Annotated in this window: 13 protein-coding genes; 1 reads left to right on the top strand and 12 read right to left on the bottom strand. The window is 37.6% G+C overall.

Annotated elements, in window-relative coordinates:
* From AC4D4B_RS06745 to AC4D4B_RS06735, 3 genes are all read right to left on the bottom strand, one after another.
* On the bottom strand, window positions 1-343 hold a 343-nt coding region (locus AC4D4B_RS06745; RefSeq protein WP_490999494.1), incomplete at its 3' end, for an FAD-dependent oxidoreductase.
* A gap of 222 nt (window positions 344-565) precedes the next feature.
* Window positions 566-1663 carry a branched-chain amino acid dehydrogenase gene (gene bcd, locus AC4D4B_RS06740; protein WP_490996092.1) on the bottom strand — a complete coding sequence of 366 codons (1098 nt, stop codon included), beginning with the start codon at window positions 1661-1663 and terminating at the stop codon, window positions 566-568.
* 319 nt (window positions 1664-1982) lie between these two features.
* Window positions 1983-4046: a sigma-54 interaction domain-containing protein gene (locus tag AC4D4B_RS06735; protein ID WP_490996321.1), complete on the bottom strand. Its 2064-nt coding sequence runs from the start codon at window positions 4044-4046 to the stop codon at window positions 1983-1985.
* A 148-nt stretch (window positions 4047-4194) separates the two neighbouring features.
* Here AC4D4B_RS06735 and AC4D4B_RS06730 point away from each other — a divergent pair, with 148 nt between their 5' ends.
* Complete coding sequence (locus AC4D4B_RS06730) at window positions 4195-4443, top strand: DUF2627 domain-containing protein (protein WP_490999493.1); 249 nt, start codon at window positions 4195-4197, stop codon at window positions 4441-4443.
* Between the two features lie 694 nt (window positions 4444-5137).
* Here AC4D4B_RS06730 and AC4D4B_RS06725 read toward each other — a convergent pair.
* The 9 genes from AC4D4B_RS06725 to ahrC form a co-directional block, all read right to left on the bottom strand.
* Window positions 5138-5440, bottom strand: a complete 303-nt coding sequence (locus AC4D4B_RS06725; protein WP_490999492.1) for a hypothetical protein — start codon at window positions 5438-5440, stop codon at window positions 5138-5140.
* Window positions 5440-5670 carry a helix-turn-helix transcriptional regulator gene (locus tag AC4D4B_RS06720; RefSeq protein ID WP_490999491.1) on the bottom strand — a complete coding sequence of 77 codons (231 nt, stop codon included), beginning with the start codon at window positions 5668-5670 and terminating at the stop codon, window positions 5440-5442. Before AC4D4B_RS06720 ends, AC4D4B_RS06725 begins: the two co-directional genes overlap by 1 nt.
* A 242-nt stretch (window positions 5671-5912) precedes the next feature.
* Entirely contained in the window at window positions 5913-6101 is a 189-nt protein-coding gene (locus AC4D4B_RS06715; RefSeq protein ID WP_490999490.1) for a hypothetical protein, read from the bottom strand.
* 213 nt (window positions 6102-6314) lie between these two features.
* Complete coding sequence (locus tag AC4D4B_RS06710) at window positions 6315-6548, bottom strand: hypothetical protein (protein WP_490996087.1); 234 nt, start codon at window positions 6546-6548, stop codon at window positions 6315-6317.
* A 64-nt stretch (window positions 6549-6612) separates the two neighbouring features.
* On the bottom strand, window positions 6613-7338 hold the full coding sequence (locus AC4D4B_RS06705) for a glycerophosphodiester phosphodiesterase (protein ID WP_490999489.1): 726 nt from the start codon (window positions 7336-7338) through the stop codon (window positions 6613-6615).
* Between the two features lie 451 nt (window positions 7339-7789).
* Window positions 7790-8581 (bottom strand): sporulation transcription factor Spo0A, encoded by a 792-nt coding sequence (gene spo0A / locus AC4D4B_RS06700; protein ID WP_490996085.1) that lies wholly within the window; start codon window positions 8579-8581, stop codon window positions 7790-7792.
* A 249-nt stretch (window positions 8582-8830) separates the two neighbouring features.
* Window positions 8831-10117: a SpoIVB peptidase gene (gene spoIVB / locus AC4D4B_RS06695; protein WP_490996084.1), complete on the bottom strand. Its 1287-nt coding sequence runs from the start codon at window positions 10115-10117 to the stop codon at window positions 8831-8833.
* Between the two features lie 182 nt (window positions 10118-10299).
* Window positions 10300-12012: a DNA repair protein RecN gene (recN, locus tag AC4D4B_RS06690; protein WP_490999488.1), complete on the bottom strand. Its 1713-nt coding sequence runs from the start codon at window positions 12010-12012 to the stop codon at window positions 10300-10302.
* A gap of 17 nt (window positions 12013-12029) precedes the next feature.
* A complete protein-coding gene (gene ahrC / locus AC4D4B_RS06685) occupies window positions 12030-12479 on the bottom strand; it encodes a transcriptional regulator AhrC/ArgR (RefSeq protein ID WP_066104923.1) in 450 nt (149 codons plus the stop codon).
* Between the last annotated feature and the right edge of the window lie 18 nt (window positions 12480-12497).

Genomic DNA, 12497 nt, shown 5'->3' with positions numbered 1-12497 from the left:
GGCCATATCCTTCATATAAATCGATTTTTCCTTGTTTGATTAGATGGTGCACACCTTTGTGGAGCTGTTCAACGATTCTTTCTTTTCTTTCCTGTGCCTTAAGAAAATTTAGACGAGGTTCGGCTACTTCCACACCAAACTCTCCTGCATGTTTGATAGTTTGGTAGACCTCAGCACTGCGTAAAAGTGCTTTTGACGGTATGCATCCTGCATGGAGACAGGTTCCGCCTAGCTTGCCCTTTTCAACAATAGCTGTTTTCAAACCTAGCTGGGAGCCTCTTATGGCTGCTACATAGCCGCCGGTGCCACCACCCAAAATGACCAAATCATAATCAGTTGCCATTTAAAATCCACATCCTAACATCTATATTCAGTACTTTATATTTAAGAGAAACACACTTTCGATAACTTCATTCGTATTCTATACTGGTCTTACCACATGGTCAGAGGTTATTAAGTTAAACCGCATTCAGCAGCCAAATACAACCTACACATTTAGGTGCCTAATTAGTGAACAAGAGTCCGCAAGTTTACACGTATACGGACTCTTCATTCACAGGTTACTTTAACGGCGACGATTTAGTATATGGCGGCCGTTTAATAAAAACTGGCTTCTGGATTGTTTTAATTGTTCAATTCTCTCCTCAGCCATACGATCCGCTGCAACATAGGTCGGAATGCCGTCTCTTTTAGCAATCTCAATCACTCGTTCAATATTGCTATATATACCCTCTACTTTTTTCAATGCCCGGTCCTTGTTATAGCCATATAATTCATCTGCGACATTAATAACCCCGCCGGCATTAATCACATAATCAGGTGCGTAAATGATACCCATTTCATGAATGGCATCTCCATGACGAGTTTCCTTTAATTGATTATTAGCTGCACCCGCAATTACTCTTGCTTTGATTCGCGTAATAGTTTCATCATTTATAGTTGCACCGAGTGCACAAGGTGCATAGATATCACAATCGACACTATATATATCTTCAGGATCCACTGCTTTTGCTCCAAAGTCCTCCACAGCACGATTCACAGATTCTTTATTAATATCTGTCACTATTAATTGTGCACCCTCTTCATGCAGATGCTTACAAAGATTATAGGCTACGTTTCCCACTCCTTGGATAGCGATTACCTTTCCTTCCAGTGAATCTGTTCCAAATGCTTCTTTTGCTGCTGCCTTCATTCCTCTGTATACGCCAAATGCAGTGACAGGGGATGGATTGCCTGATGAACCAAAAGCAGGTGAAATACCCGTTACATAGTCCGTTTCTTCATGGATAATGTCCATATCAGCCACTGTCGTTCCTACATCCTCAGCTGTAATATATCTTCCATTCAACCCTTGAATATAACGACCAAATGCACGGAACATTTCTTCATTTTTATCTTTACGTGGGTCACCGATAATAACGGTTTTACCTCCGCCAAGATTCAGGCCGGCAGCTGCATTTTTATACGTCATTCCCTTCGCTAATCGAAGAGCGTCCTCTATTGCAGCATCCTCTGTATCATATGTCCACATTCTTGTGCCGCCAAGCGCAGGTCCGAGAGTTGTATCATGTATAGCAATAATAGCTTTTAAACCAGATTGTTTATCCTGTACAAACAGCAATTGTTCATAATCATATTGCTCCATATATTTAAAAATTTCCATTTTTTCATTTCCCCTCTCTATCTTCGGTCCAACCTTTACTTTTAACTGATATTTTCACATTTCAAGATTATTTGGATATTTAGGGTGTAAATTCTAAATCGGACTTGAACTTGCCTCCTCTGTAGACTTGTTAAGAACAGCACAGTTGCTGTAAAACTCAAGCCATATCATCTTGGCCCTTGTTTTGGACCACCCATAGTCTTATAGATGCAAGAATCGTGCCAACATGAATTTTGTTGAATAACCAACCTTTTTAGAAGAATCCTTTTTTCATCGAACCTGCAAAAATTTGCACACATGAAAAATTCAGCATGCAAATTTATTCAAGTCTAAACTTTTGCAATTTATAATAAAAATTACGAATCGATAAACCCAGATCACGGCTGGCAGCAGTTTTATTCCCATTATGCTTTTCTAAGGAACGCATAATAATACTTTTCTCCACTTCATCTAATTGATCTGCTAAGCTTTGTTTATCATTTAAGGTAGGCCTTTTTTCGATTGTATGGTTAGGAGAACCCTCTGCAGCTTTCAATAATTTTTCAGGTAAATGCTTCTTTTGTATAATTTTTTCATGCTGATCCATAAAAATTATGGCTCTCCCTAATATATTCTCTATTTCCCTGACATTTCCAGTCCAATCGTATTCTTGAAGCATGATGAGTGCCTCACCGCTTATATCCTCAATACTACGGCCATACTCCAAATTTAACTTTTTGATTAAGTGGACGCATAATGGAGGAATATCTTCCTTACGTTCCCTTAATGGCTCAATATATATAGGCATTCTATTAATTCGATAATATAAATCTTCTCTAAAGTTTCCATTTGCAATCGCTTTCTCGAGATTGACATTGGTCGCTGTTATGACACGCACATTAATGGAAATAGGCTTAGTTCCTCCTACACGAACTATTTCATTCTCCTGCAAAACGCGAAGAAGCTTCGCCTGCATATTTTGAGAAAGCTCTCCAATTTCATCAAGAAATATGCTGCCATTATTGGCTTCTTCAAACAGTCCGCGTTTACCGCCTCGCTTTGCACCCGAAAAAGCTCCATCTTCATAACCAAATAACTCACTCTCCAAAAGCGACTCCGAAATCGCTGCGCAATTCACGCGAATGAATTTATTATATTTTCGATCACTGGCATTATGGATTGCATGGGCGAATAGTTCCTTACCTGTACCTGATTCACCCCTCAATAATACGGTAACTGGCGTACGGGCACATAAACGCGCCTGCTCTATTGCCAATTTCATCTCTTTAGATTGGCCAATAATATCGTCAAATGTATATTTGGCTTCTAGATTACGAATGATCTGTCTCGCCCTTTTCAGTTCCTGTGTTAGGCTTTGTATTTCGGAAAGGTCATGAATAACGCCAACGCTTCCCTTCAAATGACCATTCACCATAATCGGTGCTACATTAACCACCACATCCCGGTTCGAAGCCCCTACCTTCATTCGTACGCCGCGGACAGGTTTTTTTGTTTTCAAAACCTGCATATGCATACTTTTACCTTCAGTAATATCTGCCGTAGCCGGCTTCCCCAGAACGTCCTCTTCGGTCAACCCGGTAATTCTGGTATAAGCAGGATTAATTAAGAGTCCATTCCCATCCTCATCCACTACAGTTATGGCATCTTCACTCGAATGAATAATGGCTTCGAGCATGTTTTGAATATGCTTTAAATTTGTAATTTCCTCTGCTAAGCTTGTAAATTCCGTGATTCCTTTAAAAACGGCCAAAGCTCCCAGTAAACCGCCTTCTTCATTCTTGATAGGCATTCTGGTTGTTACCACATCTAAATTTTTATCCAAATGAGCCCGTTGATTGCTCTCCGTTTTTCCTGTTTTGAGGATTTCAGGAAGACGGGATGCAGGAATAACTTTATGTATGTGCTGACCGATTGCTCGTTCCCTGGCAACACTGATAATCGTTGCTGCAGCCTGATTAAAAAAGATGATGTTCTCTTCTGTATCAATAAGTACCATCCCATTATCGGTCGCATTCAAAACTAATTCATGTAAATATGCCTCTTCTTTGGACTTCCTAATTAAACTTTCTTTCTCTTGAATCAGATTGGCTAACAGAAAGGCAATCTGCCCGTGAACCAAAAGAGTGTTATTACTTTTATGGCGAGCTATATCCTGGTAAACTCGCTCATCCCCTGTCACTTCAAAAATGATATCCGAGCCATCATTGATAAAATCTACCCAGTCACTGCCTGTTTTTATATGATTTTGTTCAGCTAATTGAAGTCCCGCTGCATTCGAATGACGATCCACCACTCCTATGACCTGATAGTCCTTTGCCTCAAGCAAAATTTTTAAAATGGATAGTCCTCCAGTGCCCGCCCCAATAATCACAACTGTTTGCAGGGCAATCTCCTCCTTTTGAAGTGAGGGTACAGAATAGTGCAAATTTTTTCATTGTTTCCTCTATCATAAGTTATTTGAATAAACTTGACAAATTTTCTATATTTTATAAAGTTGAAGATAGAAATACACTTAATCAGGACGTGATGAATTGCAACGGATAATCGCCTTTGCGCTTTTATTGATTCCAGGACTTCTAACCGCCCTCGGAATTAAATGGATGAGAGACATGATTTTTGGCAGACTCAACCCAATGCTACCTGCCCTTTGGGTACAATTTTTATTAGGTTTACTATTATTTATTGGCGGACTTTCTTTTATTGCCGGATTCGTGTTTTATCGCGATCGAAAACGTAATAAAGTTCAAGATCGATTTAATGAGAAACCTGTACGTAAATGAATCTCAGGTGATTATAACAGGCATATCATCATTAGGTTTTTAAGGGTGCCAATAGACGTAACAAATTAAAGACCAAATCCTATAGTGATTTGGTCTTTAATCATGACATCCTCTTAAAAGCGCTGGTTATTTAAGTTAATCGCTATAATGGGATAAATATGCATTAAAAATGAAATACGCAGAAGTAAGGAATAGATGTATTCGTGTGGATGTAACGGAATGACAAAAACACAGCTAAATGACGTATGTGTTGTTACTAATGACTAAAAAAGCGGCTGGGACATAACTTATAATCAATGCAGAAAGACAAACGATATCTGTTTCTGTTGCTTGTTAAAGAGTTAAGTTGGAGAAAAAAGTCCGTTCCATTGTACAGCCACTCGCTTTCCGCAGGGAGGAAGCTGAGCCTGCGGGGTCTCAGCCTTTCCTCTGCTTCCCGCAGGAGTCGGTGGCTTCCGCTCCATTCCACTAGATATGAATAATGGTATGCAGCATGAACCTATCTATTGAAAACAAATAAAACCCAAACTAGCCGGCGAATATCCAATTAAAGTATCAACTAATAGTTCGGAATTATCGTCAACTGAAATACTTATGTCCAAGCCTCCATATTGAACAAACTTTCCAATTAATTCAATGAAATGTAAAACAACTTTATTTAATGTTGAGCTTTCAGAAAATCAAATGTTACACTTTATGAAATCCTTTTCAATTTATATAAACTAACAGCGTGAATAATATAGGTTCCAGTTAATATGAACCATATAGCCATTTTGTAACCATCAAAAGAAAATGGTGTTATATATTCATCAATTAAAAAAATAAAGAACCATCCTAATATGAATAGCGGGAAAGCAATTGAGTAAGATGTGTTTAATATACCTTTCCCTCTCTCATCCTTACTTTCTTCTCCAAATTGGAATTTCACACTAAAGATTACAGAACCAAAAAAGACTAATATATACGCGATTATAGCGATAAGCAGAAACACCGCCATTATAACCCCTCCCCTTTTTTTCTATACTGGAATATTTCATTAATCCCAACATTAAAAGCTTCTGCAATATCAAAGGCTAGCACTAATGACGGGGTGTAGTTACCTTTTTCTATCGAAATAATTGTCTGTCTACTTACCCCTACGCTTTTAGCTAAATCATGTTGAGTCATTTTTCTTTCGGCTCTTAGAATACGAATTCGATTTAATAATAAATATCCCTCTCCTCCCACACAAGCCCTCCTTTGTAAATATATGTTAAGTTAATTGTAAAACTAATTTTACTAAAAGTAAAGTTTGTTTTACAATTTAGTTTGAAATTGGTAATCTTCTTCCGCTAGTCTAATCGTTAACTGAAGAAGTATATGTGAAAAATACAACATTATATACGAACAAAGCCTTTTAGAAATATGAAAAAAGCGAACCATTTAGATTCATTTTTATGGCACATACCCGTTTTTGTTACTAAAGACGTTTAAACTCCTCCGCCACTACCGCCATCGAAACTTCCTCCGCTATAGTCAGAGGAATGATCATCACGGTCAGAATCAAAAAATGCCCAAAATCCAGACGAAGGCGCATCATCTGAAGTTTTTGAACTTGCTACCTTTGTTTTAGGCTTTTTAGGTATAGGTCCTCTTCCTCTACAATATTCGTTTTCCATTTTTAGAATACCTTTTTTTCATACTAAAAAACGAACGTATACAATACGTTCGTCTGTTATAAATGCTATTCACGAAACACGATTCCAAGCTCAACTATATCACGATTAGAAAGGCTCCAACCGAAAGACACTTATTGCTATATCCTACTTTAGTTGATCTATTTATGTACTCTCATATATCTTATTTTAAACCAAAGGCTGCCCATCTAAGATCTACTTATATGATTTACCTTCTTGCAAGTACTTTTGGTAGGCCTCTTTTACTTTGTCTTTCTTTGGCTCATCTTGTAAAAGATAATTATGTACCTTAGTTATAAGGTATAAGCTTCTGACAAGACATCCTAATACTATGCCCAAAACAATTATACCGCCATTTAAGTAGCCAAATACCGCAAAGGCAAAATACCCTATAAATATACAGCCTGCGATACAGAGTAACACTATCATTTCATCATCCCCCAATGATTTACATGGATAAATATACCACAAAAATACATAGGCTCAGATGAAATTATTGATATTGGTTCCTAAGCTGAATCGCTTTTTCTGGATCATCCGTAATAAAGGCAGTGCATCCCACCTTAAATAATCGCTTCATATCTGCTTTGCGGTTGACCGTATAGGGCCTGACTGCAATCCCAGCTTTCATAGATTCCTCAATGATTTCATTAGGTGCTGCTTTGTATTTTGGATGAATCCCTTTCGCTTTTATCGAGCTTGCATAAATCCAGGGCATATATAGTCCATCTGAGTATAATGGCGCTGTTTCAATCTCAGGAGCCAATCGATGACAATAGACCATACTATAGTGATTAAACGAGGACAAAACCGTTCTCTCCTCCATGTCATACTCACGAATCATTTCAATCACTTTCTCTTCCATGCCTGGATAAGGAAACACCCCATTTTTTAATTCGATATTCAATAGTAAGTCATTTGTAGCCAACCAATCCATAACTTCCCGAAGAGTTGGTATACTGGCGAATTCCACAGTTTTGGAGTTATTGGCAGCATTGAGCTTTTTAATCTCTGTAAGAGTAAAATCACGAACATTTCCTTCTGAGTCTGTCGTACGGTCAACCGTTTGATCATGGATGACAACAAGCTCACCATCTTCCGTTAATTGTACATCCAATTCAATCCCATCTGCACCTGCATTAAAGGCTTCGGTAAAAGAAATCATCGTGTTTTCCGGATACACAGCAGCATATCCTCTATGTCCAAATATTAATGTCAATATTCATACCTCCGTTTTAAAACATATAAAATTTCTATTCCCTATATCATTTTATTTCATGCATCTATTTTATAGGACAGGAATTAGAATGCAAACTAACAAAAAAGGGGGAATAGGAAATTTTCTCTGGAGGTAATTATTAAACAGTATTCCGATAAAGGTAGCTGTACTTTCGTTTTCAATTTCTACAGGATTAGGAAAATCCGTAAGGCATAGGGCTAGGGGAGTCACATGAATTAGGGGTTAAAATGATATTGGATAAACTTTTAAAGCCAATATAGTATTTATAAGGTTGGATAATCAGGAAGAAAAGAAGTACCCATGCAAAATTCATTTCACAGATACCTCTTTAATGATAATAAACCAAACATTTGGTACATAAGGTTTATTTATTAATTTAATCCTACCACTTAGAGTTAGAACAGACTCTTTAAGTATGCCACTTATATGTTTAAGATGCTTTATGCTCAAGTCGAAGCTTATCTGCGACCATTGCGATAAATTCACTGTTTGTTGGTTTCGCCTTCGTCATACTGACTGTGTAACCAAATAATGAGGAGATGGATTCAATATTTCCTCTGCTCCATGCAACCTCAATTGCATGTCGGATAGCACGTTCTACGCGGCTCGCAGTAGTGTTGAATTTTTTCGCAATATCCGGATAAAGCACTTTAGTAATCGAACCAAGTAGTTCAATGTCGTTATAAACCATAGAAATTGCTTCACGCAAATACATATAGCCTTTAATATGCGCAGGTACCCCAATCTCGTGAATAATGCTCGTTATACTTGCATCTAAGTTTAGAGGCTTAGATTCCGCTGGCTGACGTGGTGTATATGTGCTTGATCTTGCTATACCGGCACCCTTTTCACCTGTTTGTCTAATATGATTGACAAGGTTATCCATATCAAATGGTTTAAGTATAAAATATGACGCTCCCAGTTCAACCGCTTTTTTCGTAACATCTTCCTGGCCAAAAGCAGTTAACATGATGACATTCGGAACACTCGTTCCTTTTTGAGAATCTTTAATTCGCTCCAGAACGGCCAGACCATCCAAATGTGGCATGATAATATCAAGTACTAAAACATCCGGTGTTTGCTGTTCAAGCATGCTTAAGCAATCCTGTCCATTATGGGCAACCCCTATAATCTCCATATCCGGCTGTTCTGATATATACTCTTCCAATAAAGCAACAAGTTCACGATTGTCATCAACGATACATACTTTTATTTTTTTCAACCAGATATCCTCCTCAGAACATTTCCTTTATTTTCTATCATTTCTAATCTTTATTCTAACCGAGATATTCGACATTGCAATATAAAAAGCATTGAAAAAATGAAAAATACTTAAAATTATTAATTAATACAAGTTTTGCTCCTGATTCCTCTTTATTTCGACTGTTTTCGTCTTAACATGCAGATAATATTATACAATTGTCGAAAAATCTCCACGCCAACTACTAATAAAAGGAAAAAGCAGGCTAAATTACCCTGCTTTTTGATCCTTTTGATAGATATTAATACCTGCTTCATTAAGCATCCATTCAATATGAACTCCGTATCCGCTTGTTGGGTCATTAACAAATACATGCGTGACTGCGCCAATAACCTTCCCTTTTTGTATAATTGGACTCCCACTCATTCCTTGCACAATCCCGCCAGTTTTGCTTAATAAATCTTTATCGGTAACCTTTAATACCATTCCTTTAGTTGCCGGAAATTTTTGTGGAATAGTACTGATTATCTCTATATCGAATTTTTCCACCTTATTTCCGTTCACAACTGTATAAATTTCTGCTGGTCCTTCTTCGACTTCATTTGATAAAGCAATTGGCATTGGTGTATCATTCACTCCATTGTCCACTTGCCGATTCAGCCGTCCAAAAATACCGAATGGAGAATTACGGTTTATATTCCCGATTACTTCCCGATCAGCTGCAAAACGAGCCAGCTTTTCTCCCGGATTTCCATTGCTTCCTTTTTCTATCGAGGTAACGGTTGACTTAACAATTTGGCCATCCTTCACTACAATTGGCTTTTTTGTATCCATATCAGAAATAACATGACCTAAAGCCCCATATTTTCTCGTCTGTGGATGGTAAAAGGTCATTGTACCTATACCCGCAGCTGAATCACGAATATACAAACCCAATTTAAATACTTTTTCATTCTTATCCTTTAAAGGAGATAATTGTTTGGTCAATTTTACATTATCGCGAAATATATCTACCTTTAGCGGTTTATTATTCTTCTCAAATTCCTGAACGAAAGGAGCCACATCCTGCATTTTGGTAATTGGTTTCCCGTTTATAGCAGTAATGATATCTCCAACTTGAACTCCTGAGATCTCACCTGGCGAAAGATTGCCTTTCTCGGTTGCTATTTGATGATGGCCTACCACAAGGACACCCAATGTATTCAATTTCACTCCAATGGATTGCCCTCCCGGTATTACCTTAAAATCCTTTAAAACCTCTATATCAACCTTTTTAACAGGAATACCTGCAATATTAAAAACAACTTGGTTATACCCATTTTTTGAGCCCTTAATATTCAGGGCCTTGGAACGATTATCAATTAAAACTCCAGAGTTTGCAGAGACCACTTCTGCGTTAAGGAACTGGCTTTTTTCAAATGACTTATTTTGTCCTTCAAATAAAGTAAGTTTGGTGGGAATTTCAAAATATTTTTGCATTGGGTGGCTAAAAATAACGGCTAACAGCGAAACAAGGAGAAATACACCGAAACATTTTCTTATTGATATCGATTTCATCCATTCACTCTCCTCGTTTCTATGGCTACCCTTATAATTTTGCCGAGAGGGAATGACTTTATAACAAAAGTACAAAATAAAAAGCTACCCATTATGGATAGGAATAACAATGGTAAAATATTTACATAAGATAATTTTAATGCGGAGACAATAGTATTGAAAAAAACTGAGGAGAACGCTCCTCAGTTTGTCTTTATATTGTATTTAATTTGATCTGCCTGATTGAGCATTTCTTTTACATGCTCTTCTGTTAAAGCTGTTAATTCTTTACCGGATATCATTCGACCAATCTCTATTACTCGTTCCTCTTTTTCAAGAGGTTTGACATTCGTTTTTGTACGGCCTTCCGTAATTTCCTTAGAGATAAATAAATGAATATCTGCCATAGCTGCTACCTGCGGCAAGTGACTGATACATAATACCTGCGAGCCTTCCGATACACGGTATATCTTTTCGGCTATTGCCTGTGCAACTCGTCCGCTTACTCCAGTATCTACTTCGTCGAATATAATCGACGTGATTCCCTGGTGTTGAGAAAAGATATTTTTGATAGCCAGCATAATACGTGAAAGTTCTCCACCGGAGGCAGTTTTGGAAAGCGGCTTTACAGGCTCACCGGGGTTAGCAGAAATATAAAATTCCACCTGATCCATCCCGTTCTCACCAATTAGATTGGATTGATCTTGTCCAGAATGATGGAAATACACTTCAAATACGGCTTTATCCATGTATAGCTCTTTTAGTTCACGGTGGATTGCGTCCGTTAGAAGATGTGCATATTTTTGTCTCAGCTCTGACAGATTTGTGCCCTCTAGGATTACTTCTTTCTCCAATGCCGATAGCTGGCTTTTTAATTTTTCAAGATGTGTTTCACGATTCAGTATCGTATCAATCTCTTCTTCAATGGTTGCAGCATACTCCAGAATGTCCTTTATCGTCTTACCATATTTCCGCTTCAGATGATTAATTTCATTAAGTCTTGCGTCAATATCATGAAGCCTTTCGGGGTCAAACTCTAATAAATCCAGCTGTGAACGGATCGAGCTTGTTGCATCCTCAAGGATATAAAATGCATTTTTCACTGATTCAGACAAATCTTTATATTGTTCATCAATATGTTCAATCCCTTGTAGGTCTGTCATTGCGTTACCTACCCAATCAAGTCCTCCATTCTCATTATTTAAGGACATATAGGAATTATGCAGACTTTGATGAACCTTTTCAAAGTTACTCAGTTTATGCTTTTCCTCCATTAAACGCTCTTCTTCATCAATCTCCAATTCAGCCTTTTGTATCTCATCAAATTGAAATTGTATTAAATCAAGCCTGTGTGCCATTTTCTGCTCATTTTCACTTAATTTTTTCATTTGCTGACGTGTTTCATTATATTGCTTATAAAGCTTCCGATATTCAGTTAGAGATTGTTTAATATCCTGCTCACCAAATTGATCCAACAAAGGGAGATGAAAATCCGGATCCATTAACTCCTGATGTTCATGTTGCCCATGAATATCAATTAATTTTCTCCCTACCTCTCTTAAGGTTGAGATTGTAACCATTTTCCCATTGATACGGCATACACTTTTTCCTGAGGTATACATATCTCTTCTTATAATAATTATATTTTCTTCAGATTCAATCCCAAATTCTTTTGCTTTCTCTATGGCTGGATGCAATGAATCCGGCAACTGAAACAAACCTTCCAGTTCAGCTTTTTCTTCACCATGTCTTATGAATTCAGACGATCCGCGCCCACCGGCCAATAGCTGTACTGCATCAATAATAATAGATTTACCGGCACCTGTTTCACCAGTAAGTACAGTCAGACCTTTATCGAGAGAGAGCGTTTGCGATTCAATGATGGCGAAATTACGAATGGAGAGTTCCAATAACATCTTTCATCCCAACTTTCTTAAAGCATATCAAGAAAACGCTTTGATATGATTTCAGCATCTTTTTCATCTCTGCAAATAATTAAACACGTATCATCTCCGCAGATCGTTCCGAGGATTTCTTCCCAATCCAAATTGTCCATTAACACACCAATTGCCTGAGCATTACCTGGTAATGTTTTCATGACCAATAGATTGTTGGCTGAATCAATTCGCACAAACGCATCTACCAATGCACGTTTAAGTTTTTGAAAAGGGTTGAAGCGCTGATCTGCTGGCAGGCTGTATTTATAGCGTCCATCCTGCATCGGTACTTTTGCAAGATGCAGTTCTTTAATGTCTCTTGACACAGTCGCTTGCGTAACATTTACCCCTTCCGCTCTTAGAATATCCACTAAATCATCTTGTGTTTCAATATTATTATTTGTAATGATTTCACGTATTTTTATATGTCTTTGACCTTTATTCATCTAGTTTGACACCCCTCA

The organism is Pradoshia sp. Z6_59 (assembly GCF_058267515.1).
This window is presented reverse-complemented; position numbering and strand designations above follow the sequence as displayed.